Annotated in this window: 16 protein-coding genes; 5 read left to right on the top strand and 11 right to left on the bottom strand. The window is 36.2% G+C overall.

Annotation, left to right across the window (positions count from 1 at the left end):
• Positions 1-26 precede the first annotated feature (26 nt).
• Entirely contained in the window at positions 27-2,333 is a 2,307-nt protein-coding gene (locus ACZ1AQ_RS02090) for a hypothetical protein (RefSeq protein ID WP_489631288.1), read from the bottom strand.
• A complete protein-coding gene (locus tag ACZ1AQ_RS02095) occupies positions 2,293-3,297 on the bottom strand; it encodes a hypothetical protein (RefSeq protein WP_489631289.1) in 1,005 nt (334 codons plus the stop codon). Before ACZ1AQ_RS02095 ends, ACZ1AQ_RS02090 begins: the two co-directional genes overlap by 41 nt.
• Before the next feature lie 160 nt (positions 3,298-3,457).
• Between ACZ1AQ_RS02095 and ACZ1AQ_RS02100 the strand changes: the two genes are divergently transcribed.
• On the top strand, positions 3,458-5,131 hold the full coding sequence (locus tag ACZ1AQ_RS02100; RefSeq protein WP_489631290.1) for an Ig-like domain-containing domain: 1,674 nt from the start codon (positions 3,458-3,460) through the stop codon (positions 5,129-5,131).
• Here the strand turns inward: ACZ1AQ_RS02100 and ACZ1AQ_RS02105 are convergent.
• The 4 genes from ACZ1AQ_RS02105 to ACZ1AQ_RS02120 all read right to left on the bottom strand — a co-directional run bounded on the left by ACZ1AQ_RS02105 (position 5,120) and on the right by ACZ1AQ_RS02120 (position 9,463).
• Entirely contained in the window at positions 5,120-5,887 is a 768-nt protein-coding gene (locus tag ACZ1AQ_RS02105) for an amidohydrolase (protein ID WP_489631291.1), read from the bottom strand. The two genes, ACZ1AQ_RS02100 and ACZ1AQ_RS02105, sit on opposite strands and share 12 nt — an antisense overlap.
• 121 nt (positions 5,888-6,008) lie before the next feature.
• Positions 6,009-6,770 carry a succinate dehydrogenase/fumarate reductase iron-sulfur subunit gene (locus ACZ1AQ_RS02110; RefSeq protein WP_438061201.1) on the bottom strand — a complete coding sequence of 254 codons (762 nt, stop codon included), beginning with the start codon at positions 6,768-6,770 and terminating at the stop codon, positions 6,009-6,011.
• 6 nt (positions 6,771-6,776) lie between these two features.
• Complete coding sequence (locus tag ACZ1AQ_RS02115) at positions 6,777-8,786, bottom strand: fumarate reductase/succinate dehydrogenase flavoprotein subunit (protein ID WP_489631292.1); 2,010 nt, start codon at positions 8,784-8,786, stop codon at positions 6,777-6,779.
• Positions 8,787-8,797: 11 nt separating this feature from the next.
• Entirely contained in the window at positions 8,798-9,463 is a 666-nt protein-coding gene (locus ACZ1AQ_RS02120; RefSeq protein ID WP_489631293.1) for a succinate dehydrogenase cytochrome b subunit, read from the bottom strand.
• 347 nt (positions 9,464-9,810) lie between these two features.
• Here ACZ1AQ_RS02120 and ACZ1AQ_RS02125 point away from each other — a divergent pair, with 347 nt between their 5' ends.
• On the top strand, positions 9,811-11,172 hold the full coding sequence (locus ACZ1AQ_RS02125; RefSeq protein WP_489631294.1) for a hydroxymethylglutaryl-CoA synthase family protein: 1,362 nt from the start codon (positions 9,811-9,813) through the stop codon (positions 11,170-11,172).
• Between the two features lie 112 nt (positions 11,173-11,284).
• On the opposite strand, the gene ACZ1AQ_RS02130 is transcribed toward ACZ1AQ_RS02125, so the two are convergent.
• The 3 genes from ACZ1AQ_RS02130 to ACZ1AQ_RS02140 form a co-directional block, all read right to left on the bottom strand.
• Positions 11,285-11,749, bottom strand: coding sequence for a hypothetical protein (locus ACZ1AQ_RS02130; RefSeq protein ID WP_489631295.1), 465 nt, complete (start codon positions 11,747-11,749; stop codon positions 11,285-11,287).
• A 179-nt stretch (positions 11,750-11,928) separates the two neighbouring features.
• Positions 11,929-12,396 carry a hypothetical protein gene (locus ACZ1AQ_RS02135; protein WP_489631296.1) on the bottom strand — a complete coding sequence of 156 codons (468 nt, stop codon included), beginning with the start codon at positions 12,394-12,396 and terminating at the stop codon, positions 11,929-11,931.
• A gap of 232 nt (positions 12,397-12,628) precedes the next feature.
• Positions 12,629-14,110: a helix-turn-helix domain-containing protein gene (locus tag ACZ1AQ_RS02140; RefSeq protein ID WP_489631297.1), complete on the bottom strand. Its 1,482-nt coding sequence runs from the start codon at positions 14,108-14,110 to the stop codon at positions 12,629-12,631.
• Positions 14,111-14,303: 193 nt separating this feature from the next.
• Between ACZ1AQ_RS02140 and aceB the strand changes: the two genes are divergently transcribed.
• Entirely contained in the window at positions 14,304-15,920 is a 1,617-nt protein-coding gene (gene aceB / locus ACZ1AQ_RS02145; RefSeq protein WP_489631298.1) for a malate synthase A, read from the top strand.
• A 319-nt stretch (positions 15,921-16,239) separates the two neighbouring features.
• Positions 16,240-17,520 (top strand): isocitrate lyase, encoded by a 1,281-nt coding sequence (gene aceA, locus ACZ1AQ_RS02150; RefSeq protein WP_489631299.1) that lies wholly within the window; start codon positions 16,240-16,242, stop codon positions 17,518-17,520.
• Positions 17,521-17,709: 189 nt separating this feature from the next.
• Here the strand turns inward: aceA and ACZ1AQ_RS02155 are convergent, their stop codons facing one another.
• Positions 17,710-18,258, bottom strand: coding sequence for an outer membrane beta-barrel protein (locus ACZ1AQ_RS02155; protein ID WP_489631300.1), 549 nt, complete (start codon positions 18,256-18,258; stop codon positions 17,710-17,712).
• 514 nt (positions 18,259-18,772) lie between these two features.
• Positions 18,773-21,397, bottom strand: a complete 2,625-nt coding sequence (locus tag ACZ1AQ_RS02160; RefSeq protein WP_489631301.1) for a VPS10 domain-containing protein — start codon at positions 21,395-21,397, stop codon at positions 18,773-18,775.
• Between the two features lie 231 nt (positions 21,398-21,628).
• On the opposite strand from ACZ1AQ_RS02160, the gene ACZ1AQ_RS02165 reads away from it, so the two are divergent.
• Positions 21,629-22,921 (top strand): aminopeptidase P family protein, encoded by a 1,293-nt coding sequence (locus ACZ1AQ_RS02165; protein ID WP_489631302.1) that lies wholly within the window; start codon positions 21,629-21,631, stop codon positions 22,919-22,921.
• Positions 22,922-22,955: the final 34 nt, after the last annotated feature.

The following is a 22,955-nucleotide window of genomic DNA, read 5'->3' on the forward strand; positions in this document are numbered from 1 at the left end:
CACTTTTAGAACCACAAATATATCAACTATTGATTGACATACGTTCTAAAATATCCGCATTCACCAATAACCTCTTGGTAGTATTTAGTGTCTGAATAATTAGCTTTCAGTTTTACAAAACCATCAAACGCGATAAAATTTACTTCTTCTTCTGGAATCTCCCAAACATTCGCAATCGCGCTGTACTTCTTGTTGTAGTATTCGTTTCGCTCACATTTGGCAATCATGTATAAGCATTTAGCTTTCTGTTCCTTATTTTTTGCTACCTCAAATGCTTTTTGATAATACATTTTGGCTAGGCTACAATCTGTAATCATTTTTTTGATTGGCTCTCTAAAACTATAGGGACTAGAACCATACCCCGCTATTTTAGATTCATAAAAAATTCGAGCATTCCCAAAATGAGTGATGTTATAAAAGGCATTGCCTAACAACAAACTATTGGTATACACCTCTTCGTTAGCCGCAACTTTATCTTGCATCGTTTTGATAATATTCAGAAAATCTAATTGCGAATATTTCCTTTTTTGATACGCCAAATGATCACAATCGTGACAATCTTTGATACCGCCATTAAAAGGATTCCCATAAAAAACGGCATTTTGAAGCGAATCGGATTGCTTCATGAACTCGATAGCCGCAGGAATATCATTTTTAAAAGTGGCTTTGACCGCTTGAAAATTATTTATCTCCGCCAATTTTACGCCATACACACTTTGTCCTACTTGTTCTAACTCGGTTTTGTTTGTTTTGGTCAAAAAATCTTTCATCGCTTGCAAATCAGCAGTGACATCATAAAAATTATTTCCATACCCCCAATAATCATTGGCATCATCAAACAATTCAGCCATCACTCTATTGCCACTAGCTCTGTATAGTGCAGCTAGATATTTTTTACTCCAATTAGTTGCATTTTGATACCTGAATTCTGGGATTCCTTTCTCTTTAGGTAGTTCGTGATATAACCAATTCAAATCTTTGATAATCGTTTTTTCATTTTGAGCAGTTAACTTTTCTATTTTACTCAAATTATTCACAAAACGAAGCAAACGCAACTGATGATTCGCAAGTTTTTTTGCTGGCATTTTTTGCTCAACTTTCGCATAAATAGCCTCTGCCTTTGAGAAATCTTCTCTTAAGGTATACAAATAGCCCAAAGCCATATCCCACAAATAAGGTTGAGCCGTGGTTCCAGCCATTGAGATTTTGGTCACTAAATCTAAAACTTTGGCGTCAATCTTCTTTTTATTATCGGATTTGTTTTCAGAAACGGTTTGCTTTTTTACATCATTACCTTCATCTGTTTTAGAGAAAGAATGATTTATATTTTGCTCGGTTTTGTTAATCAAACGCGTCAAGAGGTAATCCAAATGCGTAGATTTTGGATCCAATTCAAAAATTTTATCTATTGCACGAACCTCGTCTTTGTAATATCCTTGAATCGCCCAAAGCGCTGCTTTTTCCTTATTATCCTTGGCCATAGCTAAAGAAGCGTTCCAATCTTTCTCCTCTTGAGGATGAAAATTATATGCCGAAACGACTCTCATTTCTGGGCATTTATCAAAAACTACTGCGTAGAGATAATTAGACTTGGCATATTCTTTTTCTTTATAATAAAATCCAGCCAAGTAAGAAAGTGCACGGTAGTATAAAACATTTTTGGGGACATTTGCTTCTGTTTTTTGAAAAAAATCAAAAGCTTGTTTACGCTCATCACTATAAAAATAGGCCTTCATCGTTTGAAACCAATACCTATTTTTAAGAAAAGCATCTTTAGAATTTTTGTAATTATTTTCGATTGCTTTAACCGTTCCTACATCTTGAAATGTTTTAACAGCAACAGGATCATAGCTCCAATAATCAGTATTTACAGAAACTGTTTCTAGTTGTTTCGCGAGATACAAAAAATCGATGAAGTTTTTAATTTTTGAATCTTTTAGTTTTAATTTAGATTCCCATTTCACAACGTTTTTAGTGCTTTTTTTGGTTTTATAAAAAGCATAAATATCTTGAACCGCTACAGCGCTACTATCAAACAAAAAATAATGAACCATGGCCGAATCCGCTTTCCCTTTTAGATACGTTTCCCAATCGGTTCTTATAGATTCATTGAACCTTGTGTTATAATTATCTTCAAAGCGAATAGAATAAAAAACATCCCCAGATAAAAACAACGGTTCGTAGGAAGCATCAACAAAGGTTTCGGGAGTAAAATTAGAATCAAATGAAAAATCGCCATAATCGCCATCTGCACAGGCATAAATTATACCATATACCAAAAGTAAAATGGCACTAAAAAACAGCAATAACTTGCTCAAAAATTGATTTTTCATAGCTATTAAAATTGAATTGGTCTAAATCGTAAAATAATATTTCGTTAGGAGACTCTTTGGTGTTTTCTTTCAAATCTGAAGCCATTTCTAACAAATCCGAAGAAGAAATTGCTTCTAATTTCAAGACATCATCTTGTTGATAAAAAACTCCATTTTTGTATTTAGATTGTATCACTCTAAAATGTTTTTCATCTTCACGTTTAAAATTTTTATCCTTTACTAAATCAGCAAGACTAATTTTAGTTCGCACCCCAATTACTTTTTGGTTTTGAATATGAATAAACCAAGAATAAATAGGCAATGCAAAATTAAGTTGCAGCGGATACTTCTTTAAACTCGCCAAATACTTCTCGGCTATTTTTCGGTCATAAATTGAATTGAGCGAATCAGGAGCAATTTTGCCCATATTGTAATACATCAAAACCCCCGAATCTACATTAGGAATTTTAGTCTTTTTGAAATATTTTACTTGATGCAATCTGATGGTTGCTGAAATTCTTTTTTGTGAAATTCTTTTAAAAACCTCAACAAACTCCAAGTAGCGTTCTTTGGTACTCAATGTCCAATCGCAATCAAGTTGAATCTCTTGGCAACTTATCCCATTAGAAGTATTAATTCTTGTGATTAAATCGAATGTTTTCCTTGCCAATTCGGGTATTACAACTGTAGTATCTAAAAAAATCTGGTTCTTGATATACACCACAGGTACTACTGTAAATTGCTGAATAGATGTTGTAAAATGAATTGGACTTTCAGGATGAACATTATGAGAAATATTATTTATAGTAAGATCAAAATAACGCACATAAAGTTTTTGGACGTTGTTATGAGTTAATACCGCTTGTTCTTTTGGGGTTAAATCGAAAACTGTTTTCCAATAATAAAACGATATAACCGGTTTTTTGCTTGGTTGGCAAGCCAAAAGCAAAAGCAACAGAAGCGCAAAACCCAATCTATTTTTCAAAAGAAGTAGTTATTAAAAATTATAACAAATGTAAGAATAACCAACAATCAAAATATAAAAATGCTAAATTTTACTATAAGAGAAATGCCAATAAATCGCTAAATAATTTCGATTACAGTAAATATAATTGTTATTTTGTACTTTCTAATGTTAAACTAATATGTCGCAAACCAACTACCGCTTTATCTTGTTTGTTTTTCTTTTCATTTGTATTGGCTGCGCCAAAAAAGGAAGTATCACTGGCGGTTTAAAAGATACCATACCCCCAACACTTAAAATTAGTTTCCCCGAGAATTATAGTACCAACTTTAAAGGCAATCAGATCAAACTCACTTTTGATGAGTATATAAAGTTGAAAGGATTGGAAAAACAACTCATCGTTTCTCCACCAATGAAAAATGAGCCATTGATTATTCCGTCTACCGTAACGAAATACCTCACTATTCAAATCAAAGATACTTTACAACCCAACACAACCTATAGTTTTAATTTTGGACAAAGCATTACCGACAACAACGAAGGCAATCCTTTGAACCAATTCAAGTATGTTTTTTCCACAGGACCATATGTCGATTCACTCGCTCTCGGCGGAAGAGTGAAAGATGCTCTTGAAAAAGAAGTAGAATCTTTTGTTTCTGTAATGTTGTACGAAGTGAATGAAAAATTCAAAGATTCAGTAGTATACACTACTCCTCCAAGATATATTACCAATACATCGGATAGTTTAAAGACATTTCGATTAGAAAATCTAAAAGCGGGAAAATACCTTTTGGTAGCTATGAAAGACCGCAATAACAACAATAAATTCAATCCCAAAACAGACAAAATTGGATTTCACAAACAATTCATCACTATCCCAAATGATACGGTGTATGAAATTGAGTTATTCAAAGAAGTACTCCCTTTTAAAGCATACAAACCATACCAAGCTTCTGGAAACCGATTGATAGTAGCATATGATGGTAAACAAGATTTTTCGAAGTCAAAGCCTAAAATTATTTTGAAAAACAACAACGAAATCCTAGAAAATATTGTTACACAATTTCCTAAAAAAGACTCGCTTCAAGTATGGTATAAACCTATAAAAGCAGATTCTTTGCTCTTAAATATCAAAAAAGAAAGTTATGTAAACGATTTTAGTGTAAAAATTAAAAATCAAAAAAAAGATACCCTCAACATCAGTGCTGTTCAGGCTGGAATTTTGAATTTGAGAGATCAATTCACTTTAGAATCCTCGACACCTTTAATTAAAATTGATCCTACAAAAATCAAACTAACCGATGGTGCGACCAAAGCAGTAGCATTTACCCATCAATACGATGATTTTCATCAAAAATTGGTTTTGGATTTCAAAAAAGTGCCTTCTGAAAAATATGAATTTAAATTGCTTCCTGGAGCTTTGACTGACTTTTTTGAAAAATCTAACGACACCTTAACCTACAAACTCACTACCCGAAGTGAAACGGATTATGGAAACTTAACGGTTGTTTTGAGCAATGCAAAACGATTTCCAATTATTGTAGAACTCACCAATTCCAAAGGTGAAGTTTTGGCCACAGAATTTACTGAGAAAGAAAATAAAGTCGTCTTTACCTTTTTAGAGCCTGCAAATTATACCTTAAGAGCTATTTATGATGACAATAACAATCAAAAATATGATTCGGGAAATTTCTTAGAAAAAAGACAGTCCGAAGAAGTTATCTATTTCTCCAAAGAAGTGGATGTTCGAGCCAATTGGGAAGTGGAACAGTCTTTTGACCTCAGCATCCCTTACACACCCGAACCTAAAAATAAAGAGGACAAGAAAAAAACCGCAAAAAAATCAGGCTTTTAATTCAAAATCATCTTTATCGTTCAAAAAACCTAGCTTTTGTCTGGTTTCCGCTAATGCACTTTTTTCTATAATAGCTATAAAAACACCTTCAGCTTCTTGTGGCTCAATAATAGCCCTACCCAAATAATCTTGCACTTGCGAATGTCCATTGTATATATGGCTATTGGCATCTACTCCTATTCTATTCACCCCAATTGTATAACACATATTTTCAATCGCTCGAGCTTTGAGTAAGGCGTCCCAAGCGTTTATACGCGTATTGGGCCAATTCGCTACATAAAGTAACACATCGTACTCTTCACTATTTCGTGCAAAAACAGGAAAACGCAAATCATAGCAAATCAGTGGACAAATTTTCCAACCCAAATAATCTATGATTACTTTTTCTTTGCCTGCAGTATACTTTTTATCCTCTCCTGCTAAGGTAAACAAATGCCTTTTGTCATAAAATTGCACTTCTCCAGAAGGAAAAACAAATACCAATCGGTTATAGAAATTTCCTTTCTCGGTAATAACCAAACTCCCAGTTATGGCTGCATTTTTTTCTTTAGCCAACTGTTGCAACCACACCATGGTTTCGCCTTGCATCGTTTCCGCTACCAAATTAGGATGCATCGTAAATCCTGAAGTAAACATTTCAGGCAATACAATTAGGTCAACTGGTTCACCAATCGCATCGATTTTTTCTTCAAAATGAATTCGATTCGCTGCTGGATTTTCCCAGACTAAAGCAGTTTGTAGGATGGCTATTTTCATAATTTAAATTTAGTAAAAATTGATTATAAACTCATAAGCGAAACAAAATCCGTCTAATCAAGACATAAAAAAACGCATCCAAATGGATACGTTTTTTACTTTTTGTCTTTGATTAAGGCAATTATTTCAAACTTGCTGCCAAATACTCTCTGTTCATACGAGCAATATTCTCCAAAGAAATTCCTTTTGGACATTCTATTTCGCAAGCTCCAGTGTTGGTACAGTTTCCGAATCCTTCTTCATCCATCTGACGAACCATATTCAATACACGGTTTGTAGCCTCAACTTTTCCTTGTGGTAAAAGTGCGTACTGTGAAACTTTGGCTCCAACGAACAACATCGCTGAACCATTTTTACAAGTAGCTACACAAGCTCCACAACCAATACAAGCTGCTGCTTCAAAAGCTCTATCTGCATCGTGTTTTGGGATTGGAATAGCATTTGCATCCATTGTTCTACCAGAAGTATTTACAGAAACGAAACCTCCTGCTTGTTGAATTCTATCAAATGAAGAACGATCTACAACTAAATCTTTGATTACTGGAAAAGCAGCACTTCTCCATGGTTCAATGTAAATTGTATCACCATCGTTGAACATTCTCATGTGCAATTGACAAGTAGTAATTCCTGTATCTGGTCCGTGAGCACGTCCGTTGATGTATAAAGAACACATTCCGCAAATTCCCTCACGACAGTCGTGGTCAAAAGCGATAGGTTCTTTTCTTTCACTAACTAATTGCTCGTTTAATTGGTCTAACATTTCCAAAAACGAACTGGCAGTAGAAACATTATCTAATTTATAACTTTCCATGCTTCCTTTTGATTTAGCATTCTTTTGACGCCAAATTTTAAGGTTTATATTGATATTTTTTGCTGCGCTCATGATTTTCTATTTGTAATTTCTAGCTGCTATTTTAATAAACTCGTATTTCAATTCTTCTTTGTGAAGTACCTCTTGATTAATGTCATAGCCCATATATTCCCATGCGCCAACAAACTTAAAGTTTTCGTCATCACGAAGCGTTTCACCTTCAGCATCTTGATATTCCTCACGGAAGTGACCACCACAAGATTCTTTACGTTGCAATGCATCAATAGCCATCAATTGTCCTAATTCAATAAAATCAGCAACACGAAGTGCTTTTTCTAATTCTGGATTCAATTCATCAGCACTTCCAGGAACAAAAACATCTTTATGGAACTCTTCTTTCAAAGCTGCTAATTCCTTAATCGCCTCTTGCAATCCTTTTTCGTTACGTCCCATACCTACTTTATTCCACATAATCAAACCTAAGCGTTTGTGGAAATGGTCTACAGTTTTGGTACCGTTATTGTTCAAGAATTTTTCGATACTTGCTTTCACATTGTTTTCAGCTTCAACGAATTCTGGCAAATCAGTAGAAATTTTTCCTGTACGAATATCATCAGCTAAATAATCTGAAACCGTATAAGGTAATACGAAATATCCATCAGCCAAACCTTGCATCAAAGCAGAAGCTCCTAAACGGTTCGCTCCGTGATCAGAGAAATTAGCTTCTCCAGCTACGAAACAACCCGGAATTGTTGATTGCAAGTTATAATCAACCCAAACACCACCCATAGTATAGTGAACCGCAGGATAAATCTTCATTGGCGTTTCGTATGGATTTTCGTCAGTGATTTTTTGATACATAGTAAACAAGTTACCATATTTCTCTTCCAACCATTTTTTCCCTAAGGTTGTAATTTCTTCTTGAGATGGATTGTGGTTTCCTTTGGCGTAAGCTACTTGCTTTCCTTTGGACTGAATCTCAGAAGAGAAATCCAAATAAACTCCTTCATTCGTATCGTTAGCTTCAATTCCGTGACCAGCATCACATACTTCTTTAGCAGCTCTAGAAGCTACGTCACGAGGAACTAAGTTACCAAATGCAGGGTATTTTCTTTCTAAGTAATAATCTCTATCTTCTTCGGCAATTTGGGTTGGTTTTAATTTACCCGCACGAATCGCCTCAGCATCTTCTTTTTTCTTTGGCACCCAAATACGTCCTGAGTTTCTTAATGACTCAGACATCAAGGTTAATTTCGATTGATTGGTTCCGTGAACCGGAATACAAGTTGGGTGAATTTGCACATAACAAGGGTTAGCAAACAAAGCACCTTGTTTATGAACTTTCCAAGCTGCTGTTACGTTTGACCCCATTGCATTAGTAGAAAGGAAATACACATTTCCGTAACCACCAGAAGCAATAATTACCGCGTGAGCTGAATGTCTTTCAATCTCGCCAGTAACCAAATTTCTAGCTATAATTCCGCGAGCTTTTCCATTTACTTTTACCAATTCCAACATTTCATGACGGTTGTACATGTCAACTTTACCAAGTCCAATTTGTCTTGATAATGCAGAATAAGCACCCAACAACAATTGTTGTCCTGTTTGTCCTGCTGCATAAAACGTACGTTGAACTTGAGTTCCACCAAAAGAACGATTGTCCAATAATCCGCCGTAATCACGTGCAAAAGGAACTCCTTGAGCCACACATTGATCTATAATGTTGCTTGACACCTCTGCCAAACGGTGAACGTTAGCTTCACGTGCTCTATAATCTCCTCCTTTAATGGTATCATAAAATAAACGGAAGGTACTATCTCCGTCATTTTGATAGTTTTTAGCGGCATTAATACCTCCTTGTGCAGCAATAGAGTGTGCACGACGGGGTGAATCTTGATAACAAAATGCTTTTACATTGTAGCCCATTTCAGCAAATGAAGCCGCAGCAGAAGCCCCTGCTAATCCTGTTCCAACAACAATAATATCAATTTTTGGTCGATTGTTCGGAGCAACTAATTTTAAGTGATCTTTATAATCGGTCCACTTTTGAGAAATGTGACCTTCTGGTATTTTAGAATCTAATTTCATTTTGATTGATATTAATGATTAAAATGATGAAATAACGCAATAAATATGAATCCAAACGGAACCACAATTGCAAACGCGTATCCTAATTTTTGGATAGTAGAAGAAAACTTATTATTGAATCCTACTGATTGAAAAGAAGAACTGAAACCATGCCATAAGTGTAGTGCCAACAAAACAAAAGCACCAACGTAAATACCTGTACGTACTGGACTCTCGAATTTATGAACCAATTCTTCAAAATAGCGAGTTTCGTTAATTGCACCTACTTCTACATATTTGTAAGTGATTTCGTGAACCCAAAAATCATAAAAGTGCAATCCTAAGAAAGCCAAAACTACCAATCCAGAAATAATCATATTTCTAGAAGCCCATGAAGCATTTGCTGCTCCATCATATTTGGCATAAGCTACTGGTCGTGCTTTTTTATTCTGCACCTCTAAAACTATCCCCATAACGAAGTGAAAAATCACTCCAGCAATAAGAATAGGTTGCATAACAAATTGGATTACTGGGTTATAGCCCATAAAGTGAGACATTGCATTAAAAGTATCCGCACTAAAAACCGATATCATATTAATGAAAAAATGCAATGACAAGAAAGTAATTAAGAAAAGTCCCGAAAGTGCCATTGCCACTTTTCTGGCTATGGAAGACTTTAACAATGCAGTTTGTGCCATAATTTTTTTATATAGATTATTAAAAATTTCACACAAAAATAAGCGAATTACTCATGAACCACAACCTTTTTTACTTTATTTATAATGATTTTAAAGTGTTTAATATCCTACTGTTTTTCAGCTGTTTTTTGAGTTTATACTCTAAACAAAACTTAAAAAAAGAAAAAAATACAATTACCATATCTACAGTATTTTCAACCAAAAAGAAACTAAAATTACAGATTTACTAACAAAGCTTTTTGTTTTGCTTTTAATCAAAAAAAATGCATCACAAAAACATAATATTCCCCCAAAAACCTTGTATTTGCCCGCTGTCATTTTACCTTTGCAATAGAAAAATTTATACCATGAAAATCGGAATTGACGCCCTATCTTTTGACGTAGCCAAAATACACTTACCTATACAAACCTTAGCAGAAGCTCGAAATATTGAACCCGCAAAATTGCAAAAAGGACTCGGATTGACGAATATGACTCTCGCCGATACTCATCAAGACACTGTAGTTTTTGGAGCCAATGCTTTAACCAGACTCATCCAGGATCAAAATATTGCCTTAAACGAGATCTCCAGAATTTACGTAGGAACCGAAAGCAGTATCGATAGTTCGAAACCCATCGCTTCGTTTTTAGTAGCCTTGATGGAACAAAAATTTGGAGAAAACTGTTTAACGCATTGCGATGCAGTTGATTTTACTTTTGCCTGCATTGGCGGGGTGGATGCGATGCAAAACTGTTTGGATTTTGTAAAATTAAATCCCACCAAAAAAGCCATTGTTGTCACTACAGATTTTGCTAAATACGACCTCAACTCCACCGGAGAATACACCCAGGGCGCAGGAGCTGTAGCCATGCTTATTACCGCCAACCCAAGAATTATTGCTTTTGAGAATCATTGGGGCGTAAGCACCAAAGGTGTTTTTGACTTTTTCAAACCGTACAGAACTATCTCAAAACAAGAAATCACAGGCAACAACAACAACGAAGCTTGGTTTGATAATTTGGAAGGCGAAATTGAAATTCACAAAGACCAACCGGTGTTTGACGGACAGTATTCGAACCAATGTTATATGGATCGTACCAAAGACGCCTACTTTGCGTTCAAAAAAGAAAAAAATACTTCCGAAACGATTTACGATAACTGGAAAAGCATTGTCATGCACTTACCGTATGCCTTTCAAGGAAGACGTATGTTGACCGAAATTTATGCTTTAGATGCAACCGAAGCAATTATTACTGGAAACGAAACCCCAGAAGAATACCAAAACAAACTCAAAGAAATCAGCAAGACACCCGCTTATCAAGATTTTGTGAGTCAAAAATTACAACCTGCAGAAATCGCTTCTTCTTTGATTGGAAACTTATATACGGGTTCAATTTTTATGGGATTGTTATCAACTTTAGCGCATTTTTCAGAAACCAATACTGAAATCACCAACGAAAAAATGGGCTTTTTAGCCTATGGAAGCGGTTCGAAATCGAAAGTTTTCGAGGGGACCATTCAAGCGGATTGGAAAAAAGCCTTGCAACCTGTAGCACTATTTGAAACTCTAGAAAAAAGCGTCGCCATTGATTTTGAAACCTACGAAAAACTCCACAAAAAGGAACAAAAACAACCCATTCGCACCCCAAAAAGCGAATGGATTTTGGATCGTATCGAAAACGAAAATCCCAACTTATTAGGCGCTCGTTATTACAAATGGGCGGAATAATATAGTTTTTTTCAAGTCTGAATTTACAATACTAATTCGCAACAAAACATAAGGCTGTCTCCAATTTTGAAGACAGCCTTTCTTATTTTCTAAATCTCGTTTTCTTATACTTTTAATTACAATTCCCACCGCAATCTTGTGCATTTTGATAATCCTCTGGAGTGATGGTATACAGTTCTGTTTGCTTTGCACTAAAAACTGGATTAAAAATATTTCTAGCTTGATTAAAACATTGATTTGTTGCTGTACATTCTTGATAAATCACCTTTTTTTTGTTATCAAAAACAACCTCAATATGCGTTAAATTATTTTGAATTTTAGAACTTGTAAAAGCTATGTATTCCATTCTAGGCCCACCTCCATAGGGCGGCGTATCCGTGAATTGATATTTAATATCAGCCAGATTTTTTACTATAACCTTGTTACTTATATCCTTTACTCCATCGTAAAAAGGTATCATTTCTACAACAACTCCAGAATTATTACTGATGCGATAATTATAATTTCTATCTCCTCCTTGATCCGTACAACTTGTTGCCAATAAAACAACAATGATTATTGATATTATTCTTTTCATAATCTTAATCTTGCCAGTTATTAAATAATTCATCTAAGTAAACCTCTGTTGGATTGTTGTATCTGTTTTTGATGTCACGCCATTCATTCCAAGAACTGGCACCAATCAAAGCAACTTATTCTTTTTTAAATTAAAACAACCCTTTCAGAGCAAGTAACTCCAAAAGGGTTTGAGTCTTATTAATTACAATTCCCACCGCAATCTTGTGCGCTTTGGTAATCTTCTGGAGTGATGGTATACACTTCTGTTTGCTCGTCATTATACTCAGATCTAAAAATATTTCTAGATTCTGTACATCCTTCAACTCCAGTTGAAGTATACTTACAGCTAGAATACAGTATTTTTTTACTAAGATTAAAAATAAACTCAATTTTAGTTAAAGTAATATTTTTATCTCTAGTTATAACCTCTGCCATATCCAAAAAATCAGGCGCTGGATAAGTAACAACTCTTTTTAGACTGATTTTTTCATTGTTTGAAAGCACGATTTTTTTTGATAAATCTCTTACACCATCAACGCCGTAGGGCACAATCACCACTGAAACTCCAGAATTATTAATAATAGAATAATTATAGTTTTTACTATCTTCATTTACACAACACCAAAAACAAATTGGCATCAGTATAAAAATAATTAATTTTTTCATACTCTTGTTTTGTTAAATTAATCTTGCCAGTTATTAAATAATTCATTTAAGTAAAACTCTGTTGGATTATCGTATCTATCTTTAATATTATCTCGCCATTCATTCCAAGAGCTAGCGCCTATCAAAACGATTTACAAATACTTGAATCAAACAATATAAATGTAATAAATTACCTAAAAAAAGAATCTTCTTAAAGGTTTTATTAACCATAATTTAATACTAGGAAAAAAAATCAACTAAACTTCGCCATATATTTCTGAACGATGGCTTCGGTGTTTTCGTTGCGTATTTTTTGATTAAGATGAATGGGTTCTGAGGCGCGCTCATGGCAATCTTTCACGGCACAAGTTTCGCAAGTTACACCCACCAATTGTTTGGGCACCACATCGCCTTCTAAAAATTTGAACTTTTTCTTTACCGATGGCGTGATTAAAATCCCCACCGAAATACTTCGCAAACAATCTTTCTTAAACGGATCAGGAGTAGCCGAAGAAAACACTAAATATTCATTGCTGCTGTTTTCATAACGCGATACTTGCGCATCAAAAAAATGCGTCTTGCCTTGTGCTAACAATTGTTCAATAGTTTTAATCGACACCCATCTGCGGCAGTAGTGCTCGTTCATTTCGTTGGCGTGCGGTTCTTGCTGATTGGTAATATGTAGCTCCTTTTTGATTTGATAGGTATCCGCGCCTATTTTGTGAGACAAACGCAAGAAAAATAAGTTTTTCAAATTAAAATCCTTCGGCAAAATATTCGTCAATCGCTGATAAAAGGATTCTGGCGAGACGTTGAATTGCGTCATCAATTGCACCATTTCTTGTGGTTTTGGATTTTCTTTGGCCAAAAACAAATTCAATTCATCAATCAACTTTTGTCTAGGCAACAACAAAGCGCCTGCAAAATAAGACGCGTAAAAATTATTCAAGACTTGGTCAAAATTGTCGAATTTAATCCAACTGAACGTGTACAAACGCTCTTTGATTTCCATAAAATTATAAGCGATTTCTTTGGCCAAAACAAAAGCCTTTTGCCCTTCATCAATTTCGTCCGAAAGCAATAAGGTTTTGCTCGTAGGCACATAAATTGAGCGTAAATCTCCCATTTCTTCTTGCTCAGAAAACACCAATTCTTTAATAGTATAGCCGTATTCCTCTTTTAGAATCGCCTTTAACTCCTCGATAGAAATGTTTGTAGTTACATCTACGTGAAATGCTTTGCAAAACAACAATACCTTTTCTTCTAACTCTTCAAAATAATTGTTGTGTGCTTCTTGATACGAACGCAAAGACGCTAAAAAGAAACTTTCGCGTGTAAGATTATAATGTTGTGCGATTTCGATAATGGTACTAATGAAGGCCGTTACTTTTGCGGGCGCATTGGCGATAATGTCAATCAAATCGGCTTCTTGAATACCAAACAATTCCAGTGGAATTTCTTTCAAAATACCCGAAGTTAAAATTTCTCCAATTGGAGCTAAACTATTATCTAATTTAAGGGATACCAAATGATCATAAGTCACTTCCAACTTATCTGCCAACAGAATAATTTTATCTGTTTTGGGATATTTTTTTCCTTTTTCGATTTCGTTCAAATACGATTTGGACAAGTCCGTAATCTTCGCCAAACCAAATAAAGACAAATCCTTATTCATTCGAGCCTGCTTGAGTTTAAGCCCAAAAATCAACTTAATATAATCTTTCTCTATGTTCATAAAATCAAAGATAAATTAAAAAACCAAAATACGCAAAAAACATTTTTTTCATTTTTTGCGAACGTTCGCTTGTTTTGTAAAAAACTTTTTGTAGTATTGCATTATCAAAATGAACTAGTTATGAAATGAGCATAGCACTAAATGGCTAATAACCACCAAAAACAATATGCGAATTACATATGACCGATAAAAAATGAAATATCAACATATGAAAACACTAACCGAAACCACCGAAAAAAAATGGCAATTTCTGAATGAAGAAATTGCACAACACGAAAACATTTTAACCGAAGAAGCCATCGATTTTTTGACGGCTTTGCACGAAAATTTCAATGCTAAACGATTGGAACTTTTAGAAGCCCGTAAAGCACAACAAGTCCAATTTGATAATGGTGTGTTACCCACCTTTCCTTTGGAAACCAAAAACATTAGAGAAAGCAACTGGCAAGCGGCTCCAATCCCAAAAGATTTAATCGATAGACGCGTGGAAATCACTGGACCAGTAGATAGAAAAATGGTGATTAACGCTTTGAACTCTGGCGCCAAAACTTTTATGGCCGATTTTGAAGACAGCACTTCGCCTACTTGGAACAACATCATGGAAGGACAACAAAACCTGAAAGATGCCGTAAACAAAACCATAACACTTGACGACCCGTTACGCAATAAAAAATATGCACTAAAAGAAAAAACTGCCGTTTTGATTGTACGTCCAAGAGGATTGCACTTGAACGAAAAGCACATCTTGATAGAAGACGAAGAAGCTTCTGGTTCTTTGATTGACTTTGGGTTATATGCTTTTCATAATCACGACCAATTGGCAAGAAACGGTTCGGCGCCTTATTTCTACTTACCCAAACTAGAACACTATTTGGAAGCCAGATGGTGGAACGAAGTGTTTGAATTTGCACAAGAATACCTTGGCGAGCAACACGGTACGTTTAAAGTAACGGTTTTGATTGAAACGATAACCGCCAGTTTTCAGTTGGACGAAATCATCTACGAATTAAGAGACCATATCGTAGGCTTGAACTGCGGGCGTTGGGATTACATTTTTTCATACATCAAAAAATTCAGAAACAATCCTGCCTTTATCGTTCCGAACCGAGACCAAGTAACGATGACAACACCTTTTATGGACGCGTATTCTAAATTGGTGATTCAGCGTTGTCACAAACGCAATATTCACGCAATGGGCGGAATGGCTGCACAAATTCCGATTAAGAATGACCCTGAAGCCAACGAAATTGCCTTCAAAAAAGTGATTGCAGACAAGGAAAGAGAGGCCAGAAACGGACACGATGGGACTTGGGTAGCGCATCCTGATTTGGTGCCAATAGCGATGAAAGTGTTTAATGAAAATATGATGACCAAAAATCATATTCACATCAAGAGAGCGGATTTGCACATTACCGAAGCGGATTTGTTGCAAATTCCAGTAGGCACCATAACTGAGGAGGGTATTCGCAAAAACGTAAATGTGGCCGTACTGTACATCACTTCTTGGTTAAACGGGCAAGGCGCTGCAGCCATTCACCACTTAATGGAGGATGCCGCTACAGCAGAAATCTCAAGGTCGCAATTGTGGCAATGGCTTCAAAATGAAGTGACGTTGGATTCGGGAGAAAAATTAACGATCAAATTGTACCACCGGATTGCTTTGGACGAATATGAAAAAATCAGAAAGCAAGTGGGTGACCGAGCACACGAAGAAGAAAACTACATCTTGGCAGAAAAATTACTAGACCAACTGGTAGTGAACAAAAAATTTGTAGAGTTCTTGACGATACCGGGTTATAAGTATTTGTAGGGCTTAACAAAGTAAGCCACGAATTCCACAGATGAACACCAATTTTTATTGCTTTAATTAAACGAATCATAGCAACAAATAAAATTGGCATTTAACACCTTGCGTCTATTGTTTTTCCATAAAATCACATTGCTGGCTTATAGCCCCGATAGCAGTGGCATCCTCTGGACTCGCGAACGAGCGAGGACAGAGATATAACGGAGAGCGGGAACCATACTTCCTGAAAAGCCCTTTGCTTGCCGCTCCTGAAAATAGCTTTTTCAATTATTGAAATCAAAACAAACCAAAATAAAAAACCAAAAAACTTAAATCAAAAATTATGAAAACCACCGAGAAACGCATTCAAGAATTAGTAACTGATTGGTTAACGAACCCAAGATGGGAAGGCATTGAACGTCCTTACACCGCTGAAGAAGTGGTGCAATTGCAAGGTTCGTATCAAATTGAACACAGTGTAGCCAGAATGGGCGCTACGAAACTTTGGAACCGATTGAAATCGCAAGATTTTGTTGCCGGATTAGGTGCATTGACTGGTAATCAAGCCATTCAAGAAGTGGAAGCTGGACTAGAAGCGATTTATTTAAGCGGCTGGCAAGTGGCGGCCGATGCGAATGTGGCTGGCGAAATGTATCCTGACCAATCATTGTATCCTGCCAACAGCGTGCCCTTGGTAGTAAAAAGAATCAACAACGCTTTGTTGCGCGCTGACCAAATTCAAGTGGTAAACAAAACGGCAGACAAAAAAGACTATTTGGTTCCGATTGTTGCCGATGCTGAAGCAGGTTTTGGAGGAAATTTGAACGCTTTTGAATTGATGAAATCAATGATTGAAGCGGGTGCAGCGGGCGTACACTTTGAAGACCAATTGAGTTCTGCTAAAAAATGCGGACACTTGGGTGGAAAAGTTTTGGTTCCTACACAAGAAGCCATCAATAAATTAATCGCTGCGCGTTTGGCTGCCGACGTAATGGGAACGCCAACCCTGATTGTGGCAAGAACCGATGCGGATGCTGCGAATTTACTAACTAGCGATATCGACCCAAGAGATGCAAAATTCATCACGGGAGAAAAAACTGAAGAAGGATTCTTCTACGTAAATTGTGGTGTGGAGCAAGGTATTGACCGTGGGTTGAGTTATGCGCCTTATGCGGACTTGATTTGGATGGAAACTAGTAATCCTGATTTGGCTTACGCTAAACAATTTGCCGATGCGATTCACGCGAAATATCCAGGAAAAATGTTGGCTTACAACTGTTCGCCTTCGTTCAACTGGGCGGCGAAATTATCAGTTGCTGAAATGGAAACCTTTAGAGAAGACTTGGCGGCTATGGGGTATAAATTCCAATTTATTACGTTGGCTGGATTCCACGCTTTGAACACGAGTATGTTTGAATTGTCTAAAGCTTACAAAGAAAGAGGTATGGCGGGCTACTCTGAATTGCAAGAAAGAGAATTTGCCTTGCAACAACACGGTTTTAGAGCCGTAAAACACCAAGGTTTTGTGGGAACGAGCTATTTTGATGCCGTTCAAAATACGGTTACTACCGGAAAAGCGTCTACAACCGCAATGAAAGACTCAACAGAAGTGGCACAATTTTAAAAATATTTTAGAAGTTTAATTGTTAAAGATGTTTGCCAAAAAAAGGCACGAAACCAACTTGGAATCGTGCCTTTTGTATTATAATTAATTATTTTATTCTACTGCTATTTAGGGTTTTCTATTTTGCTAAATTAATATTACATTCATAGATAGTAGGATAATTTATCATGATTATTTTTATTAAAACTATTATTTTTCTAAATGTATTTGAAATCCTACACCAACACTAAATGACCTAAATGTTGATTTATCCGAAGTAAACTTTATTTGGTTTATATCATAATTTAAAGTAAACTCTAGGGCAACACTACTGTTCAAGAATATTGCAGGACCCGCTTTAAAATTAAAAGAATTAGCTGTTGCATCTGTATTTCCAGTTCCATAATAATAACTAGCATGAGTAAGAATGTTTAGTCTCTTTTCTGTGCTTAATAAATAATATCTTATAAATGGCCCAGCACCATAAGAAGCCTGATCGTTTCCACCATCTGTTTTCGAATAACTAAATCCTGGCGAAATGCCCAATACTAATTTATCTGCAACAAAATAACCAAATGTAGGAGACAAGTTAACTCCACTAGATTTACCTTCAATAGAACTCCCAGTATTTATTGATTTATAAGAAGATGTGACAAATTTACCACTCCCTCCTACCATCCAATTCCCTTTGGTGATTTGGGCTTGGGATACTGTTCCTGCAAACAATAAGGCTACCGTGAGTACTCTTAAAAATTTCATTTTTTTCATAATGTAAAGGTTGGTTTAAAAAGTTGTTTTAGTTTTGGGTAATTAAATACTTGTCCATTTTTACTTTAAAATAGTCTATACAATTATCCTTCAATATCCCATAATGAATACTGTTCTATAAATACAAATATTGTTTTTGAAATAAATACATTCTCTCTTTACCAAAAGAAAAGGTTCCTAAAAATTGAAGTGGTAAGTATTCCTTTGAACAAAATGTAAGATTAATAGCCAAACATAGAAAAACATTTTAATAAAAACCTTACAAAATTTTTAATTTAAAAACTAACCTAAAAAGGCACGAAACCAACTTGGAATCGTGACTTTTGTTTTTGTTTTTATCTTGTCTATGCGAAACAAAACTTTGTTGAAATTTAACCGCAAGGTTCGCAAAGGTTTACGCAAGGTTCGCAAAAAACTTAAATGCCTTATTTGGTTCAAAAAAAGTTATTAGTGATAACCTTTTAAAGTAAAACCTACGTAATTGATGGTTGCTTTTCCAAAAAGATTATTTAGGCGCTACAATTTCGAAAGGTGTTGTTGCTTTCTCTTTGTCTTTAGAAAGTGTCCAAGTGTATTTAGCGACTGGCAAATAATACTTGCCGTTTTTTGCAGGAGTTATTTTTAGCTTTTTATCTTTTGCCATCCATTTGTCTGCGGCAGCTTTGTCAAGGGTTAAATCATACACCACTTTGTTCAATCCTTTTTGAGCGGCAACTGTAGTTGAATACACGATTTCTTTGTCAGCATTTTCTAATTGAACGCTTACCTTCCCAGCGGAATTGGTATAAAACCAAAGCTCATTTTTTGGAATAAATTCGTCACTCCAAGCGCCTCGTTTCGTACCCCATCTATCGGATTTGGTCGTATTTTTGATTTCATACACGTAAAGTGTTTTGTCTAAAACCTCTTTTTTCAATTCTTGTACTTGTTTCAAACTTACTTTGTATACCGAGCGACCGTGTGTACCCACAATTAAATCTTTGGCTTTCTTTTGAATCACCAAATCGTGCACTGCTACAGGAGGCATTCCGTTAGAGAAATCTTGCCAAGAAACTCCGCCATCTACAGAAATGTACAAGCCATTGTCAGTTCCTACATACAACACGCTATCCAAAACAGAGTCTTCAATAATTACATTTACAGGACTTGCAGGAAGATTGTTCGCTATACTTTTCCAAGTTTGCCCTGTATCTTCTGACACATAGACATAACTTGTAAAATCGTCATTGCGGTACCCATTAAGCGTTACATAAACGCGTTCTTTTTTGTGAGCCGAAGCTACTACTCTACTTACCCAAAGGTTTTGTGGGAAAGTTGTAGAAATCACTTTCCAACTCGCGCCACCATTATTACTGAATTGCACTAAACCATCATCGCTACCCGTATACAACATTCCAAACTCGAAAGGACTTTCGCTGATGGTGGTCAACGTTCCAAAAGCTACATTGCCTTTTTTGCCTCCTTGAGTTAAATCGGGTGAAATAGCCGTCCAAGTATCGCCTTGATTCATAGAACGGTGTAAAAAATTAGACCCTAAATACAAAATGTCTTGATTGTGAGATGACAATAAAATAGGCGATTGCCAATTGTATCGATACGGTTTATCTCCTTTTTTGGCTTTTGGCGCAATGAACTTACTTTTAGATTCATCAGCGCGATTGATGCGATAGTAACTTCCGTATTGATAGCCTGTAAAAACGATATTAGGATTGCGCTTATCTATTTGCACTTGCATCCCATCGCCCCCCATTAATCTGGAATACGGATATTTTCCTTCTTGCTGCCAACCAATTGAGGCATTGTAGTTATTAGACCCAACCCAAACGCCATTATCCTGCAAACCACCATAAATATTGTAGGGTTCTTGTTCATCAACATTTACGGCATAAAACTGTCCCACCGGAATACTGTTACACAACTGCCACGATTTTCCGTTGTCATAAGTAATATTCAAACCACCATCGTTTCCGTTAACCAAATGATTCGGATTGTTAGGATTGATCCAAACTACGTGATGGTCGGAGTGCACATTGTCACCGTCAATAGCTTGAAAAGTTTTCCCTCCATTATCTGAAAACAACAACGGAACACCCGTTATATAAATGCGTTCTTGATTTTTTGGGTCTACCGTGATGTCACCAAAATAATAGCCATAGCTCGAATAAAAATCATCAATATAATCGGAATTGGTTTTTACCCAAGTTTTCCCTCCGTTACTAGATTTGAAAACCTCGGCTCCAATTACCTCTGCATCTTCATCGTTGGGGTCTTTTTCTTTTTTAGCCAAAGGACGCATTTTTTGATTGTCCATCACCGCATAAATAATGTCTGAAGTAAAAGCCGATAATCCAATACGTCCCACAAATTCATCCGAAGGAAAGCCACTTTCTGGAGTAGAAATTAACTGCCAAGTCGATCCAGCATCGGTACTTTTATAAATACCAGAAGCTTTACCGTTTCCATTGAAATTGTGTGCTTTTCTATCTTTCTGCCAAGCACTGGCGTACATAACGTCAAAATTGTTTTCGGCCACAGCCATATCAATCACTCCGGTTTCATCATTTACAAACAAAACCTGTTGCCATGATTTTCCACCATCGGTTGTTTTAAAAATACCTCGTTCCTTGTTTTTAGTGTATAAATGTCCCGCCACTCCAACAATGATCTCATTGCTATTTTTTGGGTTAACCAAAATTTTACTGATGTGATGGCTATCTGTCAATCCAATATTTTTCCAGGTTTTTCCTTTGTCAAAGGATTGCAACAAACCTATTCCTGCATAAGAAGATCTTGAAGAATTTACCTCACCTGTACCCACCAGAATCATCCCTGATTTCCAGTCCACAAAGACAGAGCCGCAATTTAGTGTAGGCGCTGTATCCATCACAGGTTCCATTCGCAATCCATTGGTATTCGAATACCACAGTCCACCTGAAGCATAGGCCACATAAAACTCAATTGGATTCTCAGGATTTACCGCCACGTCAACTACGCGGCCACTCATTACCGTGGGTCCCACATTTTGCAAAGTCAACTCCTGAAACAAAGAAGGCGTTGTGGTAATAGTACCATTTTGTCCCCAGGAAACACTAAAAGTCAAAGCACTAATCAGGAAGGCTATTTTTTTCATAGATACTAATTTCTTTAAAAAATAAATAGAATTGCTACACTTATTTGCTACCGCCAAGGCCGCATATCATCTTCATTTTTTGAATATTTTAAAGACATACCCCCTTTTTAGCATAAATTTTGAACGAAAATTAAACATAAAAATAGAGAATTTAAAATTTTATAGGCAAATTAACAGCCGATACCTCTAAAGTTACTATTTTTGGTTATTACTAATAAATATTTGGTTCCCATGAAATATCATCAAATAAACAGTGGACTATTCGTAAAAAACAGAGAAAAATTCACTGCTCAAATGAAACCGAAAAGCGTTGCGGTTTTTAATTCAAACGACATATATCCGGTTTCTGCCGATAGCACTTTACCTTTTGCACAACATAGAGATATTTTCTATTTATCGGGTGTAGATCAAGAAGAAAGCATTTTATTATTATTCCCAGATGCGCCATACGAACACTTGAAAGAAATCCTTTTCTTGAGAGAAACCAATGAGCACATTGCGATTTGGGAAGGCGAAAAACTAACCAAAGAACGTGCGTTTCAAGTATCGGGAATCAAAACCGTTTATTGGCTACAAGATTTTGACAAAACCTTGAAAGAAATTATGATGTATGCCGAGGTGATGTACATCAACACCAACGAACACTATCGTTCAGCCGTAGAAACCGAAACCCGCGAAGACCGTTTTATCAAAAAATGGAAAGCACAATACCCTGCACATACCGTAGCCAAAAGCAACCCCATTTTGCAACGCATTCGCTCCATAAAAGAAACCGAAGAAATCGATTTGATCCAACAAGCGTGCAACATCACCGAAAAAGGATTCCGTCGTTTGCTTTCGTTTGTGAAACCCAACGTAATGGAATATGAGGTTGAAGCAGAATTGATTCACGAGTTCATTCGTAACCGTTCCAAAGGGTTTGCCTACACGCCCATTATCGCTTCTGGAAATAATGCCAATGTATTGCACTACATCGAAAACAACCAACAATGCAAAGCGGGCGATTTATTGTTGCTAGATGTAGCGGCCGAATATGCCAATTATTCAAGCGATTTAACCCGTACTATTCCAGTTTCTGGTCGCTATTCAGAAAGACAAAAAGCCGTGTACAACGCAGTACTTCGTGTAAAAAACGAAGCCACAAAAATGCTTACTCCGGGTACACTTTGGAAACAATACCACGTAGAAGTGGGTAAAATTATGACTTCAGAATTATTAGGTTTAGGTCTGATTGACAAAGCCGACGTTCAAAACGAAAATCCAGATTGGCCTGCTTACAAAAAATATTTTATGCATGGGACTTCGCACCATATGGGACTCGATACACACGATTACGGATTGCTTCACGAACCGATGGAAGCCAATATGGTATTCACCGTAGAACCTGGAATTTATATTCCTGCCGAAGGTTTTGGTATCCGAATTGAAGACGACGTGGTGATTCAAAAATCAGGTGAACCCTTCAATTTGATGCGCAATATTCCGATTGAAGCAGACGAAATCGAAAGCTTAATGAACGCATAAAAACAAAACACGAAGTACACTAATTCTCGCGAAA

It is taken from the genome of Flavobacterium sp. UM26 (assembly GCF_057922445.1).

Excerpts from the sequence above, each read along its gene's own strand:
- ACZ1AQ_RS02115 (WP_489631292.1), bottom strand. The coding sequence starts at position 8,786 with ATGAAATTAGATTCTAAAATACCAGAAGGTCACATTTCTCAAAAGTGG.
- ACZ1AQ_RS02120 (WP_489631293.1), bottom strand. The coding sequence starts at position 9,463 with ATGGCACAAACTGCATTGTTAAAGTCTTCCATAGCCAGAAAAGTGGCA.
- ACZ1AQ_RS02105 (WP_489631291.1), bottom strand. The coding sequence starts at position 5,887 with ATGAAAATAGCCATCCTACAAACTGCTTTAGTCTGGGAAAATCCAGCA.
- ACZ1AQ_RS02140 (WP_489631297.1), bottom strand. The coding sequence starts at position 14,110 with ATGAACATAGAGAAAGATTATATTAAGTTGATTTTTGGGCTTAAACTC.
- ACZ1AQ_RS02125 (WP_489631294.1), top strand. The coding sequence starts at position 9,811 with ATGAAAATCGGAATTGACGCCCTATCTTTTGACGTAGCCAAAATACAC.
- aceB (WP_489631298.1), top strand. The coding sequence starts at position 14,304 with ATGAAATATCAACATATGAAAACACTAACCGAAACCACCGAAAAAAAA.
- ACZ1AQ_RS02130 (WP_489631295.1), bottom strand. The coding sequence starts at position 11,749 with ATGAAAAGAATAATATCAATAATCATTGTTGTTTTATTGGCAACAAGT.
- ACZ1AQ_RS02100 (WP_489631290.1), top strand. The coding sequence starts at position 3,458 with ATGTCGCAAACCAACTACCGCTTTATCTTGTTTGTTTTTCTTTTCATT.
- ACZ1AQ_RS02155 (WP_489631300.1), bottom strand. The coding sequence starts at position 18,258 with ATGAAATTTTTAAGAGTACTCACGGTAGCCTTATTGTTTGCAGGAACA.
- ACZ1AQ_RS02110 (WP_438061201.1), bottom strand. The coding sequence starts at position 6,770 with ATGAGCGCAGCAAAAAATATCAATATAAACCTTAAAATTTGGCGTCAA.
- ACZ1AQ_RS02160 (WP_489631301.1), bottom strand. The coding sequence starts at position 21,397 with ATGAAAAAAATAGCCTTCCTGATTAGTGCTTTGACTTTTAGTGTTTCC.
- ACZ1AQ_RS02135 (WP_489631296.1), bottom strand. The coding sequence starts at position 12,396 with ATGAAAAAATTAATTATTTTTATACTGATGCCAATTTGTTTTTGGTGT.
- aceA (WP_489631299.1), top strand. The coding sequence starts at position 16,240 with ATGAAAACCACCGAGAAACGCATTCAAGAATTAGTAACTGATTGGTTA.
- ACZ1AQ_RS02165 (WP_489631302.1), top strand. The coding sequence starts at position 21,629 with ATGAAATATCATCAAATAAACAGTGGACTATTCGTAAAAAACAGAGAA.
- ACZ1AQ_RS02090 (WP_489631288.1), bottom strand. The coding sequence starts at position 2,333 with ATGAAAAATCAATTTTTGAGCAAGTTATTGCTGTTTTTTAGTGCCATT.